General features: G+C 39.0%; 28 protein-coding genes and 3 pseudogenes. 23 read left to right on the forward strand and 8 right to left on the reverse strand.

Features of this window, described 5'->3' with window-relative positions; genetic code table 11:
- The first annotated feature begins 4 nt into the window (after window positions 1-4).
- The 4 genes from JCM19033_RS28370 (at window position 5) to JCM19033_RS15895 (ending at window position 4,165) form a co-directional block, all read left to right on the forward strand.
- Window positions 5-2,029 (forward strand): dynamin family protein, encoded by a 2,025-nt coding sequence (locus JCM19033_RS28370; protein ID WP_054637017.1) that lies wholly within the window; start codon window positions 5-7, stop codon window positions 2,027-2,029.
- The gene (locus tag JCM19033_RS24380) at window positions 2,023-2,208 is read left to right on the forward strand and encodes a hypothetical protein (protein WP_054637018.1); all 186 of its coding nucleotides are present in this window, start codon (window positions 2,023-2,025) and stop codon (window positions 2,206-2,208) included. The genes JCM19033_RS28370 and JCM19033_RS24380 overlap by 7 nt, the downstream gene beginning before the upstream one ends.
- On the forward strand, window positions 2,184-3,611 hold the full coding sequence (locus tag JCM19033_RS15890; RefSeq protein ID WP_054637019.1) for a dynamin family protein: 1,428 nt from the start codon (window positions 2,184-2,186) through the stop codon (window positions 3,609-3,611). The genes JCM19033_RS24380 and JCM19033_RS15890 overlap by 25 nt, the downstream gene beginning before the upstream one ends.
- 266 nt (window positions 3,612-3,877) lie before the next feature.
- Window positions 3,878-4,165, forward strand: coding sequence for a cyclic-phosphate processing receiver domain-containing protein (locus JCM19033_RS15895; protein ID WP_054637020.1), 288 nt, complete (start codon window positions 3,878-3,880; stop codon window positions 4,163-4,165).
- A gap of 493 nt (window positions 4,166-4,658) precedes the next feature.
- Here JCM19033_RS15895 and JCM19033_RS15900 read toward each other — a convergent pair whose 3' ends face one another.
- On the reverse strand, window positions 4,659-4,976 hold the full coding sequence (locus JCM19033_RS15900) for a YppG family protein (protein ID WP_054637021.1): 318 nt from the start codon (window positions 4,974-4,976) through the stop codon (window positions 4,659-4,661).
- Between the two features lie 250 nt (window positions 4,977-5,226).
- On the opposite strand from JCM19033_RS15900, the gene JCM19033_RS15905 reads away from it, so the two are divergent.
- The 5 genes from JCM19033_RS15905 (at window position 5,227) to JCM19033_RS15920 (ending at window position 7,071) form a co-directional block, all read left to right on the forward strand.
- On the forward strand, window positions 5,227-5,649 hold the full coding sequence (locus JCM19033_RS15905) for a membrane dipeptidase (protein ID WP_054637022.1): 423 nt from the start codon (window positions 5,227-5,229) through the stop codon (window positions 5,647-5,649).
- 26 nt (window positions 5,650-5,675) lie between these two features.
- Complete coding sequence (locus JCM19033_RS15910) at window positions 5,676-6,026, forward strand: dipeptidase (protein WP_054637023.1); 351 nt, start codon at window positions 5,676-5,678, stop codon at window positions 6,024-6,026.
- 201 nt (window positions 6,027-6,227) lie between these two features.
- A complete protein-coding gene (locus JCM19033_RS23680) occupies window positions 6,228-6,371 on the forward strand; it encodes a hypothetical protein (protein ID WP_157049929.1) in 144 nt (47 codons plus the stop codon).
- Window positions 6,372-6,560: 189 nt separating this feature from the next.
- Window positions 6,561-6,776: a hypothetical protein gene (locus tag JCM19033_RS15915; protein WP_054637024.1), complete on the forward strand. Its 216-nt coding sequence runs from the start codon at window positions 6,561-6,563 to the stop codon at window positions 6,774-6,776.
- Between the two features lie 52 nt (window positions 6,777-6,828).
- Window positions 6,829-7,071 carry a hypothetical protein gene (locus tag JCM19033_RS15920; protein ID WP_054637025.1) on the forward strand — a complete coding sequence of 81 codons (243 nt, stop codon included), beginning with the start codon at window positions 6,829-6,831 and terminating at the stop codon, window positions 7,069-7,071.
- Window positions 7,072-7,235: 164 nt separating this feature from the next.
- Here JCM19033_RS15920 and JCM19033_RS15925 read toward each other — a convergent pair whose 3' ends face one another.
- Both JCM19033_RS15925 and JCM19033_RS26315 read right to left on the reverse strand, forming a co-directional pair.
- Entirely contained in the window at window positions 7,236-7,820 is a 585-nt protein-coding gene (locus JCM19033_RS15925; protein ID WP_054637026.1) for a DNA-3-methyladenine glycosylase, read from the reverse strand.
- Between the two features lie 100 nt (window positions 7,821-7,920).
- On the reverse strand, window positions 7,921-8,043 hold the full coding sequence (locus tag JCM19033_RS26315) for a hypothetical protein (RefSeq protein WP_269758310.1): 123 nt from the start codon (window positions 8,041-8,043) through the stop codon (window positions 7,921-7,923).
- Window positions 8,044-8,208: 165 nt separating this feature from the next.
- Here JCM19033_RS26315 and JCM19033_RS15930 point away from each other — a divergent pair, with 165 nt between their 5' ends.
- The 8 genes and pseudogenes from JCM19033_RS15930 (at window position 8,209) to JCM19033_RS15960 (ending at window position 14,591) form a co-directional block, all read left to right on the forward strand.
- Window positions 8,209-9,018: an ABC transporter ATP-binding protein gene (locus JCM19033_RS15930; RefSeq protein ID WP_054637027.1), complete on the forward strand. Its 810-nt coding sequence runs from the start codon at window positions 8,209-8,211 to the stop codon at window positions 9,016-9,018.
- 112 nt (window positions 9,019-9,130) lie between these two features.
- Window positions 9,131-9,367 carry a hypothetical protein gene (locus JCM19033_RS15935; RefSeq protein WP_157049931.1) on the forward strand — a complete coding sequence of 79 codons (237 nt, stop codon included), beginning with the start codon at window positions 9,131-9,133 and terminating at the stop codon, window positions 9,365-9,367.
- A 235-nt stretch (window positions 9,368-9,602) separates the two neighbouring features.
- Window positions 9,603-10,382 (forward strand): SurA N-terminal domain-containing protein, encoded by a 780-nt coding sequence (locus tag JCM19033_RS15940; RefSeq protein WP_054637029.1) that lies wholly within the window; start codon window positions 9,603-9,605, stop codon window positions 10,380-10,382.
- Window positions 10,383-10,522: 140 nt separating this feature from the next.
- Window positions 10,523-11,408 (forward strand): annotated as a pseudogene (locus tag JCM19033_RS15945) (chemotaxis protein).
- Between the two features lie 240 nt (window positions 11,409-11,648).
- On the forward strand, window positions 11,649-12,323 hold the full coding sequence (locus JCM19033_RS27625; RefSeq protein WP_306301377.1) for a sodium/glutamate symporter: 675 nt from the start codon (window positions 11,649-11,651) through the stop codon (window positions 12,321-12,323).
- Between the two features lie 47 nt (window positions 12,324-12,370).
- Window positions 12,371-12,943, forward strand: a complete 573-nt coding sequence (locus JCM19033_RS27630) for a hypothetical protein (RefSeq protein ID WP_306301378.1) — start codon at window positions 12,371-12,373, stop codon at window positions 12,941-12,943.
- A 593-nt stretch (window positions 12,944-13,536) separates the two neighbouring features.
- Window positions 13,537-13,782 (forward strand): hypothetical protein, encoded by a 246-nt coding sequence (locus JCM19033_RS15955; RefSeq protein ID WP_054637030.1) that lies wholly within the window; start codon window positions 13,537-13,539, stop codon window positions 13,780-13,782.
- Between the two features lie 209 nt (window positions 13,783-13,991).
- A complete protein-coding gene (locus JCM19033_RS15960) occupies window positions 13,992-14,591 on the forward strand; it encodes a hypothetical protein (RefSeq protein WP_054637031.1) in 600 nt (199 codons plus the stop codon).
- 70 nt (window positions 14,592-14,661) lie between these two features.
- Here JCM19033_RS15960 and JCM19033_RS23685 read toward each other — a convergent pair whose 3' ends face one another.
- Entirely contained in the window at window positions 14,662-14,802 is a 141-nt protein-coding gene (locus tag JCM19033_RS23685; protein WP_157049932.1) for a hypothetical protein, read from the reverse strand.
- Between the two features lie 378 nt (window positions 14,803-15,180).
- On the opposite strand from JCM19033_RS23685, the pseudogene JCM19033_RS15965 reads away from it, so the two are divergent.
- Both JCM19033_RS15965 and JCM19033_RS15970 read left to right on the forward strand, forming a co-directional pair.
- Window positions 15,181-15,950 (forward strand): annotated as a pseudogene (locus tag JCM19033_RS15965) (SDR family NAD(P)-dependent oxidoreductase).
- Between the two features lie 402 nt (window positions 15,951-16,352).
- On the forward strand, window positions 16,353-17,003 hold the full coding sequence (locus JCM19033_RS15970; protein ID WP_054637032.1) for a CAP domain-containing protein: 651 nt from the start codon (window positions 16,353-16,355) through the stop codon (window positions 17,001-17,003).
- Window positions 17,004-17,464: 461 nt separating this feature from the next.
- Here JCM19033_RS15970 and JCM19033_RS15975 read toward each other — a convergent pair whose 3' ends face one another.
- Entirely contained in the window at window positions 17,465-17,695 is a 231-nt protein-coding gene (locus JCM19033_RS15975; protein ID WP_054637033.1) for a spore germination protein, read from the reverse strand.
- 391 nt (window positions 17,696-18,086) lie between these two features.
- Here JCM19033_RS15975 and JCM19033_RS15980 point away from each other — a divergent pair, with 391 nt between their 5' ends.
- Together JCM19033_RS15980 and JCM19033_RS15985 are read left to right on the forward strand one after the other, a co-directional pair.
- Entirely contained in the window at window positions 18,087-18,365 is a 279-nt protein-coding gene (locus JCM19033_RS15980) for a hypothetical protein (RefSeq protein ID WP_054637034.1), read from the forward strand.
- Window positions 18,366-18,611: 246 nt separating this feature from the next.
- Window positions 18,612-19,463: a polysaccharide deacetylase family protein gene (locus JCM19033_RS15985; protein WP_054637035.1), complete on the forward strand. Its 852-nt coding sequence runs from the start codon at window positions 18,612-18,614 to the stop codon at window positions 19,461-19,463.
- 68 nt (window positions 19,464-19,531) lie between these two features.
- On the opposite strand, the gene JCM19033_RS15990 is transcribed toward JCM19033_RS15985, so the two are convergent.
- The 3 genes from JCM19033_RS15990 to JCM19033_RS15995 are packed head-to-tail and all read right to left on the reverse strand — an operon-like array spanning window position 19,532 to window position 20,296.
- On the reverse strand, window positions 19,532-19,858 hold the full coding sequence (locus tag JCM19033_RS15990; protein ID WP_054637036.1) for a YheC/YheD family protein: 327 nt from the start codon (window positions 19,856-19,858) through the stop codon (window positions 19,532-19,534).
- A complete protein-coding gene (locus JCM19033_RS28375; protein WP_157049933.1) occupies window positions 19,855-20,025 on the reverse strand; it encodes a YheC/YheD family protein in 171 nt (56 codons plus the stop codon). The genes JCM19033_RS15990 and JCM19033_RS28375 overlap by 4 nt, the downstream gene beginning before the upstream one ends.
- Window positions 20,000-20,296: a YheC/YheD family protein gene (locus JCM19033_RS15995; RefSeq protein WP_054637037.1), complete on the reverse strand. Its 297-nt coding sequence runs from the start codon at window positions 20,294-20,296 to the stop codon at window positions 20,000-20,002. The genes JCM19033_RS28375 and JCM19033_RS15995 overlap by 26 nt, the downstream gene beginning before the upstream one ends.
- Before the next feature lie 928 nt (window positions 20,297-21,224).
- Here JCM19033_RS15995 and JCM19033_RS16000 point away from each other — a divergent pair.
- Together JCM19033_RS16000 and JCM19033_RS16005 are read left to right on the forward strand one after the other, a co-directional pair.
- Entirely contained in the window at window positions 21,225-21,830 is a 606-nt protein-coding gene (locus JCM19033_RS16000) for a YheC/YheD family protein (protein ID WP_083465519.1), read from the forward strand.
- A gap of 180 nt (window positions 21,831-22,010) precedes the next feature.
- A pseudogene (locus JCM19033_RS16005) lies at window positions 22,011-22,622 on the forward strand (YheC/YheD family protein); the annotation flags it as partial.
- Between the last annotated feature and the right edge of the window lie 82 nt (window positions 22,623-22,704).

Genomic DNA, 22,704 nt, shown 5'->3' on the forward strand with positions numbered 1-22,704 from the left:
GCAAATGCTCCAGGAAATAGGGGAGGAACTTGCTGAACAATGGAAAGCAGCCGGTGATATTGAAAACTCAAAAAAAGCAGAACGACTCCTGGTAAAGATGAAGGAGAATAAATGGAAAGTGGCCTTCTGCGGGCACTTTTCTGCAGGAAAGTCGACTATGATTAATCATCTTCTAGGAAAAGATCTTCTGCCTTCACACCCTATCCCGACAAGTGCAAATATTGTTGAAATTAAAAAAGGAAACCATGAGGCAAGGGTTACATTCAAAGAAAAATCTCCAGTCTTGTTAGAAGATCCAACTGATCTTCAGGCCATAAAGGAGTATTGCAAAGACGGTGATGAGGTTACGGAAGTCTCTATTGCTACTCCGGCCACCAGCATTCCTGCAAATGTCATCATTATGGATACGCCAGGAATTGATTCAACAGATAAAGCACATCGCCTGGCAGCGGAAGCAAAGCTTGATGAAGCTGATTTAATCCTGTATTTGATGGATTATCACCATGTTGAATCCAAAGAAAATATGGCATTTATCAAAGAGTTGAATGAACGGTATATGTACCCTGTAGCAGTGATTAGTCAAATCGACAAACATAATGAAGCAGAACTTTCTTTTAAGTCATTTAAAAAGAAGGTCGCAAGTACGTTAGCAAGACAATCACTTGTCACAAGTGGCACGTTTTTTATATCTTCCTTTTCACCTGAGCTGGAAATAAATGAGTGGAAGCTTTTACAGGAAGAGCTGTCATCGAGAGTAACAAATAAGGAAAAAGATATTACTCAAACGGCGGCTTTAGGCTTTTATCGATTATTAGAAAAACATATAGCCTGGGAACAATCCAACGCAGAAGAAAAGGAAGGGTTGACCTTTACATGGGAAAAAGGCGTTTCTTCCTTTTCGCTTAATAAAAAGCTTGAAAAAATGGAGGAAAGAATGAAAGCTCTTCCTTTGTTGGAGGACGAAATGGAAAGGGAGCTGTTAAGGGCCTTTGACCATATTTTTTCTAATGCCAAACTGACTCCCTATCACACTCGGAATGCTGCGCGAAGCTATCTTGAATCACGACAGGGAAGCTTTAAAGTGCGAGGCCTTTTTTCAAGGAGAAAGACAAAAAGTGAACAAAAGGAACGTCTGGAGGCTTTGACTCATTCCGTACAGGAAAATGTAAGGGCTTATATTGAGATCCATCTAAAGCAAAAATTACAGGACCTTCTTCGTGTGTACAGGATAGACGATATTGACATCGAACAGGAGATCCAAAACATTGATGTTCCAATAACCTCTGAAGTTATTCGCAAAGCAGAACGAAAAGGTGCCTTATTTACTCAGGATTATGTGCTGACCTACTGCAGATTGTTAGTATCAGAAGTCCGTTTACTATTTAAAGAAGCTCTTCATCCGGTAATTGGGAGAATGAAGCAGAACCTTGAAGAGCAAAAGAAAAAAGAACAGGAGTCATTAAAGCGGCAAATAGTGATTACAGAAGAAAAGCGGAGAATGGCAGCGAAAGCAGAAGAATATCAAACAGCTTGGAGGAAGAGGATTACAAGCTACATTGACCGTGTATCTGATATTACTGAGGAAGAAAAAGAAGAAGAGAAACCATCTAAAGCTGCATTTAAAATAAATGCAAAAGAACAAAGAAAAGGTTTTTCCGTCAATATAGGGAGCATGGCAGAGCATGATGATTCACGCTCTTGTCTTTCTGGGGCTCCCGGAAATCTCAGTGAACAACTCCGATGGATAGAAGAGGGAGCTGGCATAATATCTGCTTTTGAAGGCCTGACATTGGTAAGAAAAAGGCTTTTAGAACGCCTTGAAAGGCTTAAAGAGGATTCATTTCAAGTGGCACTGTTTGGGGCCTTCAGTGCTGGAAAATCTTCCTTTGCCAATACCTTCTTGGCGGGGAGTACCTCCCGGTCTCGCCTAACCCAACAACGGCCAGCGTCAACCATATCATGTCTCCTGATGATAAAAATAAGAATGGTACAGTACGCATTACGTATAAAACAGAAAAAGACTTGCTAAACGATCTTAACGATATTCTAGTATTTAGTGAAACTTCAGTGAGTTCCGTTTCTGAGTTTCTCTCTTTGTGGCAAAAACGAGAGAGGATGCTGCAAAGAGCGAAGCAGCAGGCGGAGGTAGAGAAAGATGAGGGCAACGAGAAAGAGGAAGAGAAATGGAAGATCCTTTTACCTATTTAGACGGTGACCGGATCGCGCAGCTTTCCCTCTTTGCTCACAGCTATGGAACCTATAAAGGAAACCTGGGAGAAGAGAAGAAAACAGACCTTGTCACATTTCAAAAAGCAGCGGCTGAGGAAGAGCACGCCATGTTTATAGCTGAAACCTATTTCTATCTTTCATGCCCTCTCACAAACAGCGGGGTGACACTGACTGATACTCCAGGAGCAAGCTCTGTTTATCAAAGGCATACGGCTACGGCTTTTGAATATATGAAAAATGCAGACGCTCTGTTATTTTTAACCTACTATAATCATGCTTTTTCAAAAGCTGATGAAGAGTTTCTCATTCAATTAGGAAGAATAAAGGAATTTTTCCGTTACGACAAAATGTTTTTTATCGTAAATGCAAGTGATCTTGCTTCAAGTGAGGATGAACTTACGTCTGTTTTAAAGCATGTAGAAGATGAGCTCATAACTTTTGGAATTCGACGTCCGAGAATACTGCCGGTTTCAAGTAAAAGCGGACTGTTGGGAGTCAAAGCAAAGTCAGGGGAGTTAAGTTCAGCCGAGGAAAAATGGCTGGATGCTCATTATCCTTCTGTTGCTAAAGAGCAACTTCTTCACTATGCCGGCATAGAAGAATTTTGGCATCAATTCCACGGATTCAGGCACCAGGTCATGAATGAAACACTTATGAAAGAATGCTGGGATGATATAAAGTTTGCCAAAGAGAGCCTTTTACGTCTTAGAGGCGAAGCTTTTGAAACAGTAAAGCAAAGAAAAGAAACCCTGCTCATGTACCAAAAGAAATCAGAGGAAACAATAGGAAAAATAAGAAATATGGAGACCGATGTATATGAAAAGCAACTTGCTCAAGAAATAGAGGAACTTTTGTTTTATGTGAAACAGAGGGTGTTTTATCGGTACTTTGATGAATTTAAAAAAACATTTACACCTCTTCAGTTTTCTGATGAAGAAGATTTTAAAAGACGACTCAGACAGCTGGTCAACGAGTTCTTACGTTTCTTTTCTCATGATTTAATACAAGAAATCAGGGCAACGTATATCCGTCTGGAACGCTTTCTAAATGGACAAATAAAAAAAGCCGAAGCCCATATTCAGAAAATAGGTGAGAGAATTGAGCCGATGCTTTCAGGTGGGGACACGAAGACAGAGATCCCTTCTTATCCTGTAGCAAAGGGACTTACGGTAGATGGAAAAACAGTACTCTCCCTTTATGAAGGATATACGAGCTCCCACGAGTTTTTTATTGAAAAAGGAAATGTGGAATTTAAAGACAAGCTTGAAATTGCTCTTCGTCCGTGGGTCGATGACTTCATTGAAGACTGGAAAAAGACAATGATCAAAGAGCTCCTTCCTTTTTTACGAGGAAAATCCAGGGTATCAAAGATGAAAAAATAAAGGAATTAGATTTCCTGGCTAACGATAAAGTGAAACAGCTGGAAAAGCCTGTTCGGACAATAAACATAGAGGATGCCATTGAGAAGCTTACTGTCATCCAAAATAGAGAATTGGATGCGGGTGTTGTTAGTGATGGCAGATTGTGATACGGTGAAAGAAGTAGATGGAAACCCTTGCTAACGAAAATCTGCTTTATAAGGATATGGTTACTTGAATAAGCGACTAAATGTTTTTTAGATGATGTACGTCAATGTCCAGAGGAGCATGTGTTAGCGAAAACGGCCGATGACTGTATTGAGCTTATAAGGGAAGGAAATCCAATCACTCACCTTTCACTTGACCATGACTTGGGAAGTAAGGAGAAAAACGGCTACGCAGTGGTATTGCATATGATTGAACAAGGTGTGTATGCACAACGAATTACGATTCATTCAGCTAACGCGAGTGAAGGAAAAAAAATGTACAAGCGACTTTTGGAGGCCCAGAAAGACGGCAATATGCCCCGTGAGATAAAAGTGTTCACAGACCTTTACCGTTATAGATCATATCTTTAAAGTGAGTTGCTGATAGAGCAATTCACTTTTTTAATTAGGAAAAGATAGCAGAGCAATCGTTTTTTACGGACAAGCAAAGGGTATGATAAAAAGCACGCTGTACTTAATAGAAAGGTGAGGTGAAAGCATGCGTATTACAGATAGAGGACAAAAAGCGGTCTTTGAGAGCATTGTCACTACGCAAGCTTCTATTTATCTTACGGGAAAAGAAACTCATGGCTGACAAGGCACAATTGAGTACGAACTTGTCCTGGAAGGTCAAGAGCAAAACAATGAGGAAGCAGAGTCCATCAACATTACTATTGATGAGAGATTTGCAAATAGGGTAGGACCTGATCCTGTTCTCGATAAGCATCCTTCCTTAGGGTGGATGTTGAAAAACAAAAATGAAACAGTTGCCTATGGTATTGCGTTGACAAAAAATAAAGAAAGCAAGGAATAAATCCTTGCTTTCTTTTCTATTATCGTTGTACATAGGATAGCATTATACCGGTTATGATCTTTTAATAAATAACTCGGACATTTGTCTGACAAGAGGCTGTACCTGGTGAACAGTCTGCATTACTGTATTCATTGTCGTCATTGTTTTTTGCAGGTCAAGGTTTCCTTGATCATTTACAAACCCGTTCATCACCGCAGATAATGGAGAGTTTCTTCTAGGACCTCCATGAAGCGGAGCTCCTCCCGGGAAAGGATAGGGCTGTTGCATTGCATATGGATGATACTGCCCTCTTGGCGTATGAGGGGAGGAATAAGGATGGTGAGGCTGAACAGGGAAAGGTGGTTCAGCATAAGGAAGTTTACGATTCATGTTTTTTCACTCCTCTGAACTTCTGGCTGCCAATATCTACTGGCGTCTGTTTTAGTTTATGTTTGTTACCTTCTAGTAGGGTGGGCATATACCCGATACTTTTGGATAAAGGAGGAGATGTCTTGTTCATCTCTGATACTCACAGTGATCCCCTATGGAAAATGTGGAAAACGAAAGATCGTAACTTTTCCAAAAGTCCTGCCTTATCCGTTTCAGCTGAACATCTGGTACAAGGAGGTGTGAATGCCAGGTGTTCGCACTGTTTGTGCCTGTTGCGCCTGCCGAGCATAGCCGTTTTTCTATTCTGCTTGCACAGCTGGATTTGTTTTATGAAGAAGTGATTACTCACCCGTGCATCAGATGGGAGCCAGGCCAGCCGTTACATGAGATAAAAGGAAAAACACAGGCAATTCTTGCCCTTGAAGGAGCAGGTTATATAGGAGAAGATCCTGTATTATGGAGGCTGCTTAAACACTGGGGGGTGGAGATGGCAAGCCTCACCTGGAATGAAGCAAATGAACTAGGGGACGGTGTCCTTGAAGAAAGGGGAGCCGGATTAAGCTCAAAAGGAAAACATGTCGTAAAATTACACCAGGAGCTTGGGATCGTAACGGATATTTCCCACCTGAATGAGCATGGTTTCTGGGATGTGGTTGAGCACGGTGGTACCTGATTGCAAGTCATTCTAATTCCTCGTTTGTGTGCGGACATAAACGTAACTTAACGGATCAGCAGATCCGGGCACTGATTCAGAAAAACAGTTTTATCGGACTTACTTTTTATCCCCCGTTTATTACAGAAAAGAAAATAGCTTTAGTGGAGGACTTGGCGAGCCATATTGATCACATTGGCAGCTTAGGGGGGATTGAGCACGTTGGTTTCGGGTCAGATTTTGATGGAATTGATCAGACGATTCAAGGCCTGTCATCCCCTGCTGATTATGATGCTTTGATAAATTGGCTTCTTAAGCGTTATGATGAAAATATAGTAAGAGGAATAGCCGGGGAAAACTTTGCCCGTTTTTGGAGAGACACCCGGAGGTTTTTTTAGTTTTCAAATTGGAAATATTAATCTACAATAGGGTAGTGAAAAGAGGTGAGATGAATGGAAATTACTAATGAAGCTAAATCATTTATCCAAGATGTAATGAAAGAACATTCCATGTCTAACATTCGTGTCGTATTTGCCGGAATGGGCTGAGGAGGTCCAAAATTTGGGCTGGCTCTGGATGAGCCACAGGACTCGGACGTTGTGAAGGAAATTAACGGATTAAACGTAGCCATTGAAGAGCAGATTGTCTCTCACGTGGATACGGTGACATTGGATGTAGAGGCTGATATGTCGGGTAATAAGTCACTGACTATGAAAAACAGTGCTGGCTCTGACTGCTGTTAGTCTTTAAGAAGGAAGCCTGGTTTCTTTTATGAGAAGCCGGGCTTTTTATATTGCAATGGAGGAGATTTTTGAATAAGTAATGGTGAAAAGAGGTAAGGGAAAGTAAAGAACTATAGGTAACAATTATTGGTAAGGGGGATTACTGATGAATCGTAAACCGAAAGAACTGAAAATCTTTCTTTATGATGAATGGTGCAAAAAGATAATCGCCTGGCCAGCGCATTAGAAGAAGAAGGTAAAAAAGAGGGATTTAAACAAGAGGATATAAGGGAGGTACTCAATGATCTCGAGCAAAACGGAAGTATTACCTTTGCCGAGCAAGAAAACCCCCTGCATCCCAACAAGCATCCAGAGGATGTTATTGTCATTCAAGATGATAAACTATTCAGGGATTTCCTGCGTTAAATGCAGGGATAACAAAGCTTAAGGACTGTCTTTCAAACAGGAGGTATAAGCGATGGATGTTCAGAAGGAACAATATTTGCGGGAAGCGTACAAGCTGTATAAAGACGGAAAGAACAAAAAAGGAACGTTGCAGGCAAACTCAATGACAAGGGAAGACAAAAGCGACTTTCATTTTGAAAAAGGCTTTATTGAAGAGCTTGAAAGGGAAGGTCTGCTACGTATTATAACAAATAAAGAAAATCGGATAGAATATACTATTACGGAAAAGGGATACCAATTTGTTAATGAACAATAACGGAAACATAAAAGAGGATAGCACAAAATCAACACCGTTCTTTTGAGTGGGAGGTATAGAAAAATAACGTAATAGGTAACCAATTTACAGTTAATTTGGTTACCTATTTTTATTAACTGAAAAATCTACTTGTAGAATTTTAATCTTAAAACAGGATCTCCATTCTATCGAGAGACAAATGGATTGCCGGTCACCCAAAATCTCCAGGGATAGTCCTTCGCTTCTCCAGAGTTTTCAATTCCGATTCTTGGTCCCTGAGAAATGTATTCCTCGTTTCGCCCCTCAGCAATATAAAGGGGCGGCTGATGAAAGGGGTGACCGTAATCGTCTTTAATAATGCCGAGAGCCTTTGTCAATTTTCCAGGGCCATTTGTCAGGTCCTTTTCCTTTTTATCACCTCGACGTTCATACATTAAATCTATCCCAAGGAGTGGTTCTACTGCCCGTATCAGTACAGCTTCTGGTTTACCAGGCTCACCACTTACCACGTTCACTAAACAGTGAGTGTGCATCACATACGTATACACATAGCCAGGAGGACCAAACATGACCTCTGTGCGTTTTGTCCTTCTATTATTAAAGCTGTGGGCCGCCCGGTCTTCAGGACCCATATATGCTTCGGTTTCTACGATATAACCGGCTGTAACGCCTTCCTTTGTTTCTTTTATAAGAATGTGTCCTAAAAGCGCTTTGGCAAGTGTGAGGGTGGATTTTTGATAAAAGTCCACTGGCAAGGGGGAAAACAGCATTAAGCATCTTCCTTCTCTATTGGTGTTTATTTATCAGGGTAACATAGAGTGGATACAAAACAAGAAACGGAACCTTTTTGGTTCCGCCTGTTTAGTAAAGCTATTCATTTTCTTCAAGGTCGCCTGGTATATCTTCTTCCTCATCGGCGGGCGGCTGGTCACCACATGCCCCTAAAAATACGAGCATTGATGATATTGACAATAGCATTCCAAGTTTTTTCATCTCTATACCTCCCTTATTTCCCGTCTTTTTACATATCTCTTCATCTTCTCTTTCTTTTCCTTTTTCCTTGCTCCATTAAACCAATAAAACATCACACAAAACAAGGAATTTATCGAATGGTGGAGAATAGTTTAAAAAGATACTGTATTTGCGGAGGCAGAAAAAATGATGAAGAAATCAAATGATCCAATGATTGAACTAAAAGATATCACGGTCAAAATTCAGGGAAAAACGCTTCTGGAACAATTTGAGTGGACCATTTCCCATGGAGAGCACTGGGGTCTACTCGGTCTTAATGGCTCAGGGAAAACGACTATTTTAAAACTTATTACTGGATTTCTTTGGCCGACCAAAGGTAATGTTACAGTTTTGGGAAATAAATTCGGACAAGTCAATGTACAAGAAGTAAGAAAGAAAATTGGCTGGGTGAGTGATGCACTTGATGACCGGTACCGAGCAAAGCCGGGAGACACGGCATTAGAAATTGCAGCAAGCGGAAAGTATGGTTCTATTGGTATTTATTCACCCTTATCGCGCCAGGAATATCTTAATGCAAAAGAAGCCCTTTCTCTTTTTGGAATGGAGGCAGCAGAGGAAAAAGTTTTTTACCAGCTCTCCCAGGGAGAAAAGAGAAGGGTGATGCTGGCAAGAGCCTGGCTGGCAGAACCGGATCTTCTTTTACTGGATGAACCGTGCAGCGGGCTTGATGTTAAAGCGAGAGAGGATTTACTTTCCCGGCTTGAGTCCTTGTCAAAGGAACCGAACAGCCCTGCAGTGATTTATGTGACTCACCACGTAGAAGAGATTCTGCCTTTTGTCACTCACATGCAGCTCATCAAGAATGGAAGGTCAGCAGGAAACGGGCGAAAAGAGGAAGTGGTCACATCTTCTAACTTGGCTAACACGTTTGATGTCCCTTGTGAAATAGAATGGAAGGACAACAGACCGTGGCTAAGTATCACGTCTATGAAGTGATGAAAGGATCCTTACTAAAGGAATCCTTTTCCTCTCAAAAAAAATTTCACATACCGTATTTGTTTTAAAAATTAAAAAATAGTAAAAATATAAAGTAAGGAAGGTGATGGAATTGAATAAGAAAACTTTCAGAATTCTGCGTTGGGCAGCAGGAACTGGGGCTGTTCTATGGGCTTTAGTAGTTATATCCACAGATGGAGCAACAGAAATTCCAGGTGTATTTGGAATACTGTTCGGTGCTTTTTTACTGTTTTTAGGACTTGAATATAAAGAGGACAATGAAAGCCGAAGAGGATTTTCCTATATGTGCATTTTTGCTGCCCTCATTTCCTTTTTCTTTTGCTCTTAACCGTTTTTTGGGGTGCTTCCATAAGCATTAGGCGGTTTTGAAAATTTTACATGATTCCTTTCACTTTTTCTCATAAATGCTCTGTACCTTGATATAGAGAGAATCACAGAGGTGTTACTATGAAATAATTCCTTTGTTACGCGGATGTTACAACTTCATCACAATTGAGAAAAACATAGAAGAAGTTGAATATGTTACAATACGAAACAGCACATGAAAAGAAAGGGGAATCCTTTTGAGCAAAAAATGGATTTTAGCGACTGCAATGACAATCTCTGTAACAGTTATGGCTGCTTGTGGAGATGATGATACTGATTCACCTGAAGTAACAGATGAAGAGTTAGAGCAAGAAGAACAACAGGAGGCCCCTGAAGGTGAAGAAATGGAGCTTGAAGATGAAGAAGCTATGGAGCTTCCGGATGAGCCTGACATGGATGACTTTCCAGATCCTGTGGCCGAAGTAAACGGAGAACCGATCTCAAGCGAACAATTTGGCGAGATTTATTCATTCACCCTTCAAACTGCTGCAATGCAGGGCATAGATCCTGAAGATGAAGAAAGTGAACAAATGCTTATTGATCAAACGTTAGAACAGCTGATTGGCTTAGAACTGCTTACTCAAGCTGCTGAAGAGCAAGGCTATGAAGTAACAGATGAAGAAGTGGACGAGCAGCTTCAGCAGGAAAGAGAACAGGCTGGGCTGGATGATGAGGAAGAGTATATTGCATTCCTTGAAGAGCAAGGCCTTGATGAAGAAGAACTCAGACAAGACATTAGTGAGCAACTAAAAATAGATCGTTTCATTGAAGAAGAAACTGAGCAGGAAGATGTTTCGGATGAGGAAGTAGAAGAGGTTTATGAACAGGTTGCTGAAATGCAGGGAGACGATGCCCCTGAACTTGATGAAATTCGAGAGGACCTTGAAGACCAAATCAGGCAGCAAAATGAGTCCGAACAAGTACAAGGGCTAGTCAACAGCTTGCGCGAAGAAAGCGATGTAGAAGTTCATATTTAGTATTAAGGTAAGAGCAGGGAAAACCTGCTCTTTTTTTATGTAATTTTTAAATAGGAAGCCGATATTACTCATAGAAGCTTTTTCTGTTTGTCTGAAGAAGAGCTAAGGATACATTTAACATGAAAAGGATGAGTGAGGGTATGAAGGAAACGAGCCAATCAAATATACTCCTTGAAAGTGGAACAAATGAATTGGAAATAGTCATGTATAAGGTAGGTGGGGAAACATTTGGAATAAATGTATTAAAAGTTAGAGAAATTATCCAGCCACTTCCTGTCACAAAAACCCCACAGCATCACCAGTACGTGGAAGGAGTGTTCCGTTTAAGGCAAGAGGTCATTCCTGTGGTTAATTTAGCGAAGGTTCTGGGGTACCCTCCTTCACCGGAGCCTAACCAGGACAAGTTTATTATTGGAGAACTGAATAAAGTAAAGGTGGCTTTCCAGGTCCAGAGTGTATCGCGAATACATCGCATTTCCTGGGAGCAAATAGAAAAACCTAGTGAACTTTCTCAAGGATCTCACATTCAAACGATAGGCGTAATTAAATTGGAAGATGAGATTGCTTTGTTACTCGACTATGAAAGAATTTTAATGGAAATCTCCCTCAAGTAGGTATACATATGGATCAATTAAAGGCTCTAGAACCACGAGATCGCTCCAGCAAAAAATCGTGATAGCTGAGGATTCGCCTATTCTGCGTAAGATGCTTGAGGATACATTACAAGAAGCCGGATACATGCAATTGAGCTTTTTTGAAAATGGCCAGGACGCATGGGGATTTCTCGATTCTGGCAGCCATTGTGATTTATTGATTACTGATTTGGAGATGCCAAAAATGGATGGGCATCATTTAACCTATAAAATTAGAAGGGACCAAAAGCTTAAGGAATTGCCTGTCATTATCTTTAGTTCGTTGATTACCGAGGATTTATTTCATAAGGGAGAAAAAGTAGGAGCAAGTGCTCAAATCAGCAAACCTGAAATTGTTGAATTGGTAGAAACAATAGATCAACACATCGAGTAATTCCATGGAAGCCTGGCGATTTATTTGTCAGGCTTTAATAGGTTTTACTAAAAAAAACTAGTGGAAAGAGTAAAAAAGATATCAAACTTCATACAGTAGGTGAAGAAACTATGGATTTGTCACCAGATGTAGTGGGTTTTAGCTTTTTGCTCTTGGGTATTTTTTTGATCCTTGGAAAGCTCATAAGAGTGTATGTCACCCCCTTGCAAAAATTTTTTACCAAGCTCTATTATTGCAGGCTTGCTTGCTCTTTTTCTTGGCCCTGAAGTGATTGGGCTGCTTGTTCCAGGTGAGGTGAACCTCGTGCATGAGGGAGGCCTTTTTCCTGAACCAATTCTTGAAGTCTGGGGTGTACTCCCCGAACTGCTTATTAATGTTATTTTCGCTTCATTATTTCTAGGGAAAACCATTCCTCATGTAAAGGAAGTGTGGAATGTAGCCGGTCCGCAAATAACCTTCGCTCATTTTCTGTCCTGGGGTCAATATGTTGTTGGAATATCGCTGGTATTATTCTTTTTGACACCCGTTTTTGGTATGAATCCATTAGCCGGTGCTTTGCTTGAAATTAGCTTTGTTGGCGGTCATGGGACTGCAGCAGGTTTATCCGGAACTTTTGAAGCGGTTGGTTTTGAAGAAGGGACTGATTTAGCAGTTGGTTTTGCGACAGTTGGAGTGCTATCAGGTGTTATTATTGGAATGGTGCTCGTTAACTGGGCAGCAAGAAAAGGAAGAACTGAAATAATTGATAACCCGGAGAACTTTTCCGAAGAAAAGAAAGTGGGTCTTATCAAAGCAGAGAACCAGGAATCAGCGGGTAAGAAAACGACTCGGCCTGAATTTATTGAACCATTAACAGCTCATTTTGCTTATATAGGACTTGCCATACTTATTGGTTTTTTATTGCTGGAAGGCTGATTTTATTAGAAGAATTTACATGGGGGCCCGCCACTGGAGTAGAACTGATGAGTTATTTGCCGCTCTTCCCTTTGGCAATGATAGGTGCTGTAGTGGTACAGTTGTTTATGGACAAATTTATTAAGCACAGAACCATTGACGGGGAAATGATTTCCAGGATTCAAGGGTTTGCTCTTGATTTACTTATTGTTTCCGCTCTTGCAACTCTTTCTGTTTCAGTTATTGGTGAATACCTTATCCCATTTATCATTATGTCTGTTGCAGCAATTTTGTGGAATGTATTAGCTTTACTATATATTGCTCCTCGTATTATGCCAGACTATTGGTTTGAGAGGGCTATTGGAGATTTTGCCCAAGCTATGGGGATGTCGGCTGCAGGGCTGTTAATGATTAACATTACAGACCCAGAAGAAAAAAGCCCGGCTTTAAAAGGCTTTGGCTATAAACAATTATTTCTGGACATTATTGTTGGAGGAGGACTCTTTACTGCTTCATCAGTACCGCTCATTATCTTGTTTGGTCCAGCAACCGTTTTAATTATCGCAGCCGTTTTAATGGTTGCCTGGCTGTTAGTGGGTCTGCTTTACTTTGGAAAGAAAAAATCAACCGAAGAATCATAAGTCATCCGTTATCCGGGTGGCTTTTTTCATGTATTATTACACGTTGTGAATAACAAACAATGTGTTAAGTAACAGAATGAGTAAACAAAAAGTAATACCGCTATTTTGTTATATAAAATTCAAAAAAACTGTTGACTGTATTATAACAACGTCATATAATAAAATTAACCAAAAAAACAGAAAATTAATTAAAAGGGAGAGAGACAAAATGAAAACAACAGAAAAGAAGACAAACGAGAGAAGATTTACCCCGGTAAAAGAAGAGAAGACTGTGCTTGAAATGATTAACGATTACCATATGACAAATAGATAATAACAAGACAAAAGGCTGGGTTATCCCCGCCTTTTTGAATTAGATAGAAACCTGCGCTTATGACGTGCAGGTTTCTTTTTGGTAGGCAGCTCTATTGGATATGTGCTTAGAAGTCTGATAATAAAACAAATATTTCAAATTAAATGAAAAATAAGGAAAGGAAAGAAGGAATTAGGGTATCTTAAATCGAACTGGTAAGGTGAGAGTTTCACTTTTTTCTTCAGATGGGTCTTGGAAGAAAGCTTAGATAGCAAGAATAGAAGAAAAAGGGGGTACATGCATGGTACAGGGACATATTGAAGGAATTGTTCAAGGCAAACATGCTGTTTTGGTCATTGGAGAAAAAGAAATTATTGCACCTGTTGATGAACTTCCTAAAGATATTTATGTAGGTAAGACCGTGTACGGTAAATGTAACCGATTTGGAGAAATCATAGCTTTCACCGATTCAGAAGATGAGGCAGCAATGAAAGAAAATTGGGTAAACCGCACGTTTTCCCAATTGAAAACCCTGGTTGGAAAATGACTTTATTATTTTTCTATAAATATGTTATCTGAGAAAATTCCTGGATGAATCCAGGAATTTTTTATGTTACTGTTACTGCTATATTCGTATATTTTCTTTGTGACAGATAGTGGGTAAGAGGAATTATAGCCTGTATGATGTTAATAGTAGTCAGAAAAAAAGAAAAGCATTAAGATAGGAGTTAGCAGGAATAAGGGAGTGTAGAGATTATGGATCTAAATCAAAGAATAAATGATCTCAAAGACAAAATATCAGGTTCTGTTTTTCAAAAGGAAAACGAAAAAATGATGAAACTGGAACAAGAAAATAAGAGACAAGCACAAAATATTGAAAATTTGCAAGGTGAAATCTCTCGTATAAAAGGTTTTGTACCAGAAATAATATCTACTGCCAAGGAAGGGTTCGATTTCTTTTGTATAAAGGAGATAAACAGAGAAGGAAAGTACAGGGAATGTGTAGCGGTTTTCACAAAAGACGACAACCTGTATTTGAAATCAGACGCCGGTAAGGATAGAAATTTTATATTCGAAGTAAAAGGTAATCACCTCGTACCTTTACAAAAATATTTGATTGAAACTATAAAAAGAAACATCCAGGACCCTGGGTATGAAGAGATGGTACTTCAAGTGCTCGAAGAAAAGGCAACTGAATTGGAGGTAATAGAGATCGAAGGAGAAATTTCTTTTGCCGGGGATTCCTCCAACGGTAGATTACAGGAAGTCTACCAGAAAAAGGGTTATGAAGTTTATTTCAATGAAGAAAAAACAGAAGCTTTTATTCAAAAACATTTGCAGGGAACCCAAGAGTAGATATAAAACTGACAATAAGAGAAGGTGCTTTTATCAGCACCTTCTCTTATTCATGTATCTTTAAGTATTACTATGCTACATCTTCTTGAGTGACCCAAACTGAGGACTGTTCGCCTTCGGTTTGTTTGCCTTCCTTATCCTTATTTTTTAAGGCAAGAATAGCAACGGCTCCTATAATTATAGCTAGACCACCAAACAGAAATTTTTTCATTTGGCACACCTCCTTTGTAACATACATACATCATACTATTTTTGTTAAACATTTTGGGCAGAAAATTCAAAAAATATAAATTGACAAAATTTTGTAACATAAAGAATCTGCAAAAAGAGATCGTTCAGTAAGTAATCACTTATTTACCATACTCTTAAATAAACCAGTTTTATTTCGCTTCATTAAAAAACGCAGAGTGCACAAACCTTCTGCGTTTTTATTGTGAGCAACTCGTGTAGCAAAAAAAAATTAAGAGAATAGTAGTAAGAATACAAACGAGTGACAATCCTCACAAAAATCAAAACGCCAGCTGTGTTAATTTTAATATGACTTCATAAAATTGTAGGAAATGAAAAAATAGTAAGGGGAGTGTTTAAAATGAGAAAGTTTGAAGATAAAGTAGTTTTAATTACTGGTGGAGCCGACGGTATCGGCAAGGTTACTGCTGAGTATTTCTTACAAGAAGGTGCTAAAGTAGCCATCGTTGACATTAATTTAGAACTAATTGTCAGCGCAGAGAAAGAATTGAAAGAACATGGAACAGTTATTGCAATTCAGGCTGATGTGTCAAAGAAAGAGGACACAAAAAATACGTGGAGCAAACATTGGATGAGTTTGGTTCGATTGACGTATTCTTTAATAATGCGGGAATTGAAGGGAAAGTGGCACCAATTATAGATCAAGATATTGAGGACTTTGATAAAACTATGGCTGTAAATGTACGGGGAGTTTTTCTAGGCCTACAGTACGTATTACCAGTCATGATGAAACAAGAAAAAGGAAGTATTATAAATAATTCTTCTGTTGCAGGATTTATGGGGAGTCCAGGTGTTGCACCTTACGTAGCTTCAAAACATGCAGTGATTGGTTTAACGAAAACAGCGGCACTTGAAGCAGCTCCTCATAATATTCGTGTGAATTCTATTCATCCGTCTCCTGTAGAAACGAGAATGATGCGGTCTTTGGAAGAGGGCTTTAACCCTGGACATGCTGAAGAAGCAAAAGGAGAGCTGGCAAGGGCTATTCCTCTTGGCAGATACGGGGAATCACACGAAATTGCAAAGCTTGTTCTCTTTCTCGCTTCAGAAGACAGTGCTTTCATAACCGGGGCCCAGTATCGAATTGATGGGGGAATGGGCGCTTCTTAAATTTGTAAGATGGAAATAGGATTAAAAACTATGAAGAGAAGGGAGATCCCTTCTCTTAGTATAATGTGGTTGGCATACGTAAAAGCGCTGTGGTCGTTAGGCGGAGGCAGGGTGTACATAGCGAGGTGGAATTTTAAGTTGGACCTTCGCCCCTTCGAAACGAGTCTCATAGAATAACTGGGAGGAACAAGGGGAAAAATTTATAAAACAATAGGAAGAAATAGGGAATTACTGTGTAATCACCATAAAAATGGTGAAAATCAAGAGAAGTTTTCCTGATAGAGTAAGAAAAATAGTATACTAGAATGAAGAAACAATCCCATTTTTTTCATTTTAACCTTTTATGATTGTATGTCTTAAGATCTTTAGACTTGTTTTTTCACTTTACGGAGGTGAAGGTAAGTGGCAAAAGTGTTTTGGATAATAGCTCTATTTTTACTTATTCCCACAACAATTTTTGGGCAGGAAGAAACAACTCACACAGTAGCACCCGGGGATACAATGTGGAGTATTTCTCAGCAGCATGATGTAACGATAGAAGATATTTTGAAGGTCAACCCAGATATCGTTGATGCAGAGGTTATCTACGTGAAACAAGTGATTCAACTTCCATATCAAGAGAGTGCAGAAGAGTCCCCTACTTATGACGAATCACCGGAAGGAGGCCAAGGAGGCTTTGTCAAAGAAGTTATTCGCTTGACTAACGAAGAGCGGGATCATCACGGACTGGAACCTTTGGAAGAATATGAAAAACTATCTAAAGTAGCCCACTTAAAGTCGGAGGATATGAGGAATGAAGGTTATTTCTCTCATAATAGCCCAACCTATGGAAGCCCTTTTGATATGATGATTTCTCAAGGAATCGATTTTCAAGGAGCAGGGGAAAACTTGGCTGCAGGACAAACCTCTCCAGAACAAGTAGTAGAAGAATGGATGGCTTCTCCTGGGCACCAAGATAATATCTTGCGCTCAGATTTCACACATATTGGAGTAGGGTACGTCGAAGGAGGAGCGAACGGGTCATACTGGACTCAAATGTTTGTGGCACAGTAACGGCTCCTTTTTACAAAGGAAAGCCCGCTATTGAACAAATGAGAAAAATGTATATTCCTTAATCTATTATCTTGTGGTGGCCGGAGACCGTAGGATATCTTCATTATGATAATGTAAAAATGTATATTGAATAAGGATATAACATATATAACGGTTACCGATTTCTGCCGCTTTGTTCCTGAGAGTCATTCATCATCTAACATGGCAGTGACCAATAAAGGTAGACGAAATAAACATTTCGTCTACCTTTATTGTGTAGCCGACATGTTTACACGTTCCAGTGGTACAAGTCCAGAACGATGGAGGTCGTTGTGATAAAGGCAAGTGTGGCGTGGGACTCAGAATCTGAGTGAACCATGAAACAGCTTTTTTCTCCGCGAACTCAACGATTGTTACAATAGCGTTACAACCAAGACGGGTGCCAGGCACCATTGGATCAAAAGGAGAGCCTATGTAAAGGCTCAATCGTTTTTAGAATTTGAATCAGAAGTAACCTCTATGCTTGTCATATCTTTTCCATCAGGATCAATTAACTTGTTTTTATTCTTGGCAACCAGCTTCGCCCAATCCCCGACAACGAGATTTCCCCCTTGAGATTTTTCATATGCCTTGTGCTCCTCATGTACAGTGTTACCAAAGTTTATGGAGCTGTTATCAGCCATATTGTTTACTCGGATATTTATCCTGCCCATCTATAACCCTCCTGGCTATTCTCCTGTTTTTTTATTATATGATCATTTTAAAAAAGGAGTGGTTTTCTTTCCTAGGAAAGGTGCGTAATTGATGGTAGTAAATATTGACCGCAATAAAAGAATGAGTAAATAACAGATATTGATTATCTTAGTTTATTAACAGTGGAGGATAGAGAGCTTTTAGTTGGCATCACCGCAACCCATAAATCTATTTTCAACAAGTCACTTTGCTTATACAAAGGATAAAAGAAAGCATGGGATTATCCTTGAGACAATATGGGATGAGTAAACAGTTACACCTTTTCAACATTTATTTTTGTCTTGGTGTGAGTAAGAATAAGTGGTTTAGTTCTGCAAAAGATAAAGATATAGAGAAAGGGTGAAAAGCAGGATGGAAAACCAGGATATTAAACAGTTGTTAAATGGCTCACATACAAAAGAGGAGGTTGATCAATTTGTTCTTTCAAACCAACAAGATTCAATCAAAGCTAAGGAGGCTCTTTTGTATCAAATAAATAAAATACAAAGTGAAATTGCAGATCGTGAGGCTTTCCTATCAAATGACGCCTTTGTGTTATTGGATGGAGAAGAAATGCATGAGTGGCTGAGGACTAAAGATGAAGAGTTGAATTTTTTAACTACGGTTTATTCCAGGTTTAAAGAACTTTAAAAGCTTTAACAGGCTCTATCGGTGAGCGGTGACACCAGATGATTTGGCAACAAGATCATGTTTATCGTCATAAATAAGGCAATTGGTGTGGCTGAGTGATCTTCCCTTCTTGAGCAAACGTGCAGCTGCAAGCAGGTATGTACCTTTGCTGACTTACATCAATAAACCAGCACACCCATTTTCAGTGAATAGGTCTGCACTGGGAGATAAACTAATTTCAAGACTAGAAGAAAAGAGGGCAGATCAATGAGAAAGAATATCGTTTTTATCCTGCTTTTTTTTGTATTAACTTGTTCGTGTGTTGGATTTTTAGCTGGTGAAGGCTTGGCACAGGAAAATACACCGGCACAAAATGGAGAGGTGCAGTGGTGGTGGAAAAAGGATAAATCAAGGGATTCTGAGCGAGGTATCCCTGAGCTTAAAGGTGGCAGTGAAGCAGATCAGCGTGTTCAGGAGCCTTTGGGACTTGATGAGCTGCAGGCCCGTTATCCAGATACAGTATTTTTACATGGACCAACCACAGAAAACAGAGTTGCTTTAACGTTTGATGATGGCCCGGATCCAAGGTTTACTCCAGAAGTTCTCGATGTATTAGCTGAATATAATGTACCGGCAACCTTTTTCTTAATGGGTGCAAGAGCTGAAGAATCACCTGAGCTTGCAAGACGAATTACAGAAGAAGGCCATGTTGTGGGAAATCATACATTTTGGCATCCGGACCTAGTGGAAGAAGGCGATATTGAAACACTGGTTAATGAAGTGACACGGACAGAAGATACGTTGGCGAACATTATTGACTACCGGACAACGCTATTTCGCCCTCCATACGGATTTTTGTATGATGAATTAGTTGAAGAACTGCAGGAATTGGAATACTCTGTCATTGCCTGGTCCGTTGATTCTTTAGACTGGCAGAACATTGGCCCTCAGGAAATTGCCCAGAATGTTTTTGAAGACATCCATCCTGGAGCGATTATTTTGATGCATGACGGCGCTCCGGCAGAAGAGGATAGAACAGAAACCATTGAGTCTCTTCGTGAAATCATCCTGTTTTACAAGAGCAAGGATATGAGTTCGTTACCGTCCCGGACTTATTAAATATTCCATACCAAAGATAATGTTTGTTGTATGAAGAAGCAGAGTTTCCTCCACTGATAAAATGGAGGTTACACTCTGCTTTTTTTATATTGCTTCCATTTCTGTTTATATGCTTTTATTCTTTTATAAATTTTAGGATTTTTCAATAAACGAAATAGAGAAGTATTTGGTTTTAAATTCGCTTCTATAATCCATATATTCCCTTTCTTATCTACTCCTATATCTAATCCAATAGCTGAGTAGTTTTTAGTGGAATAGGAAAAAAGTTGTTCAACAGTTCTGAGAGAAACACGGTTAATTTCAGAGGTTGTTTTATTTGGTGTTTTCTTTTTTATATTAGAACGCATGATTGCTTCTTTTACAGGAAGTACTTTTGTGGCAGAATTAGTAATCACGTACCTGGAGAGGCAATCTTTGCGGCTTTACCTGTGATCGTCCAAATCGTCCACTCAGGTGTTGCACTCCGTTGCAGCATGACACGAATATCAATTGGCTGTTTGTTAATCTTAGCTAAAGGAATATATTGTTGAATTATATTATTTTTCTTTACCGATTTTCTCAATTAAGGCTTTATGCATCTGATGTTTAGTAGGAAGAACTGCATAGTAATCTTCGAATTCCAGCTTGTACTTCCCCTTGGGCAGCATTGATAATTTGATGACTCCATATCCTAACCTTCCGTGAATTGGTTTTAAGATTACTTTATGATATCTATTTAAAAAAGTATCTACATTTTGTTTTGAAAAAAGTCTAGTTTTAGGGAGGTATGGACGAAGCTCTTTGTTCTCTTTTAATACACGATAAATGTCCCACTTACTTCTCGTAACCTTCATATGTGAGTAACCTCTCTTTCAAGAATTATCCCTTTTTTGTATGATTTCGCCCGCAGAAAACATCATAAAAAAGCAACAAAATAAAATTAGCAGACAGAGAAGACTCCTAACCCCATTGGGTCAGGAGTCCTGTTAATTTACCGACTATTTGGAATGCTTTCTTTTAAAAAAGTTTCTTAAATAAACTTTTTTCATGCCTCTTTTTGCATGCTTTTTCATGTTTTTACCTTTGCGAAGTCCCATTTAACTCACCTCCTTTCTTGTTATCTACAAATAGTTAATGATTTTCGAGAGGAAAATGATCCGGCTAAATGTTTATTCTATAAAAATTGGTTGTTTATATTGCTATTCTTTCTTTTTTAAAAAGGATTCCTAGGTTTGAAGAATGAGTGGTCAGAGTGCACGAAGTTAGTAAGCTGTAATAAAAGGTAGAAGGCAATTGGCTCATATCCTCTCAGTTATATGCATTTTACTTTTACTTTTTCTTTTTACCTTTGCGAAGTCCCATGAAATTCACCTCCCTTGGAAGTTCTAACATAGTAAATGAAAGGCAAACAAGATTTGAACCGGCTAAACGATTACTTTGATAAATATAGTTATTTATTTCCTGTTTAATAGCTGACTTGTTGGAAGATTACTGAGAACAGTGGGGGTGGGTCAGGTTGTGCCTGAGTTTTAATGGTGGGAGTAAAGAGAAAGGTAAAATGAATCATATACCGTGTTCAAATACCCTGCCTTTTCCTTCTTCTTACCAATACACTAAAAAAGGACTTGTAAGGAGAGCTATAGGAAAGGACGGGTAAGCATTGAAGAAAATAAGGGGGAGAAATAAATGGGAATTGTATTTGGCTCTGAAAAAAGCAAAGCAGGTGAGACCCTATCTAGTATTTACAAAACGGTGGAACAGAAATAATTTTCAAAACATGTTATCAAATATAAGCAAATAGTTATAAAGCCAAATGATGGTTTGCAAGCTCGGAATATATATTTTGTTACAGAATATAAAAAGAAGATTGTGGTCCAGTTGTACAGGAAGAAACGCTATTTTTCTACCAGTGACCTTGTTTATGAGTTTATGAGAAAAAGAATAGGCAAAAGGCCTTACATTATTCAAAAACGGATTAACTTAGCAAAGATTCATAACAGGCCTTTTGATGTGAGGGTAATCATCCAAAGAAAAACTCTTCGTTCTCCGTGGGTAGCGACAGCTTATAAAGTAAGAGTCGCTGGTGCCGGGAGAAAAGTAACCAATGCCAGTAAAGGCGGAAGTGTTTTCACTTTTAAAGAAGCTATGCAAAGGAGCAGCTTTCCTGACTATATGCATGAAGATCTTTTAAGGAAATTGAAACAAGTATCCATAAGGTCAGCTGAATCCCTGAACTCGTATTATCCTAAAAAAAGAATCTATGGCATTGATATTGGCATTAAAGAAGATGGTTCACTCCAAATCTTTGAAATTAACCGTAATCCTTCATATAAAGGGTTTTCTCCACGTCAATCAAGAAGAATGAAAAGGTTTAAAGAAGAGAAATAAATGAATAACTAATTTTAAAGAAAGGAAGGGTTGGAAACAATATGGCCGTTCGTTTAAAAGGGAGAAATAAATATGAAATGTATAGAGCAATGAGAAAAAATAAAAGCCTCGCTCTTCTCTTCCTGAAACCAGAATGTTTAATTCAAAAAAATTTTCAGCATATGGTAAAAAAAGTACAAAACTGTTGTCATTAAACCTAACAATGGAAAGCAAGGAAAAAGAATATATTTTGTGACCAACCGTAACGGAAAGTATTATGTTCATTTAAATAAAAAATATAAAGTCTTTTCAAATAGAAACTCCACATACCGATATATCCGGAAAGCATCAAAGAAAAAAAGGTTCATCATCCAGCAGGAAATAAGTCTAGCTAAAATAAAAAAACGCCGTTTCGATTTTCGAATTATTGTCCAAAGAAAATGCAGAAAGGATCCCTGGGTCGTTAACGGAATAATTGTGCGCCAGGCCGGCCGGGGGTTTAAAGTTACCAATAGAAAAAACAATGGGAGGGTTCTGTCAGTTGATAGGGCTCTTTCTCAGATAAATATAAAAAACAAAAGCGCAAAAATTATGGAGGTTAAACGTCTTTCTCTCGAAGCGGCTAAGACGTTAGGGACCTCCTTTCCCGGTCAAAGAATTTTTGGGGTCGATATTGGCATCGATCCAAAAGGTAACCTTTATATCTTTGAATTGAATCGCTGGCCTTTATTAGGGGGCTTTCGAAGCTTAAAAGATAAAACGCAATATAAACGGATTATGTATTTTAAAAGAGTGAGCCGGAAAAAGAAATAAGGGAAGGGAAGAAATAGTTCTTGATGTAATAAATCTAGAAATTAAGCCTTACATGAAATGGAGGGAAGATTTAAGCCGCTGT

Source organism: Thalassobacillus sp. C254, assembly GCF_001310615.1.

What these genes read in the sequence shown, in the direction of transcription:
- JCM19033_RS28370 (WP_054637017.1), top strand. Translation starts at nt 5, where the DNA reads ATGCTCCAGGAAATAGGGGAGGAACTTGCTGAACAATGGAAAGCAGCC.
- JCM19033_RS15890 (WP_054637019.1), top strand. Translation starts at nt 2,184, where the DNA reads ATGGAAGATCCTTTTACCTATTTAGACGGTGACCGGATCGCGCAGCTT.
- JCM19033_RS15900 (WP_054637021.1), bottom strand. Translation starts at nt 4,976, where the DNA reads ATGAATCGTAAACTTCCTTATGCTGAACCACCTTTCCCTGTTCAGCCT.
- JCM19033_RS15915 (WP_054637024.1), top strand. Translation starts at nt 6,561, where the DNA reads ATGGTGCAAAAAGATAATCGCCTGGCCAGCGCATTAGAAGAAGAAGGT.
- JCM19033_RS15920 (WP_054637025.1), top strand. Translation starts at nt 6,829, where the DNA reads ATGGATGTTCAGAAGGAACAATATTTGCGGGAAGCGTACAAGCTGTAT.
- JCM19033_RS15925 (WP_054637026.1), bottom strand. Translation starts at nt 7,820, where the DNA reads ATGCTGTTTTCCCCCTTGCCAGTGGACTTTTATCAAAAATCCACCCTC.
- JCM19033_RS26315 (WP_269758310.1), bottom strand. Translation starts at nt 8,043, where the DNA reads ATGAAAAAACTTGGAATGCTATTGTCAATATCATCAATGCTCGTATTT.
- JCM19033_RS15930 (WP_054637027.1), top strand. Translation starts at nt 8,209, where the DNA reads ATGATGAAGAAATCAAATGATCCAATGATTGAACTAAAAGATATCACG.
- JCM19033_RS27630 (WP_306301378.1), top strand. Translation starts at nt 12,371, where the DNA reads ATGAGTTATTTGCCGCTCTTCCCTTTGGCAATGATAGGTGCTGTAGTG.
- JCM19033_RS15955 (WP_054637030.1), top strand. Translation starts at nt 13,537, where the DNA reads ATGGTACAGGGACATATTGAAGGAATTGTTCAAGGCAAACATGCTGTT.
- JCM19033_RS15960 (WP_054637031.1), top strand. Translation starts at nt 13,992, where the DNA reads ATGGATCTAAATCAAAGAATAAATGATCTCAAAGACAAAATATCAGGT.
- JCM19033_RS23685 (WP_157049932.1), bottom strand. Translation starts at nt 14,802, where the DNA reads ATGAAAAAATTTCTGTTTGGTGGTCTAGCTATAATTATAGGAGCCGTT.
- JCM19033_RS15975 (WP_054637033.1), bottom strand. Translation starts at nt 17,695, where the DNA reads ATGGGCAGGATAAATATCCGAGTAAACAATATGGCTGATAACAGCTCC.
- JCM19033_RS15980 (WP_054637034.1), top strand. Translation starts at nt 18,087, where the DNA reads ATGGAAAACCAGGATATTAAACAGTTGTTAAATGGCTCACATACAAAA.
- JCM19033_RS15985 (WP_054637035.1), top strand. Translation starts at nt 18,612, where the DNA reads ATGAGAAAGAATATCGTTTTTATCCTGCTTTTTTTTGTATTAACTTGT.
- JCM19033_RS15995 (WP_054637037.1), bottom strand. Translation starts at nt 20,296, where the DNA reads ATGAAGGTTACGAGAAGTAAGTGGGACATTTATCGTGTATTAAAAGAG.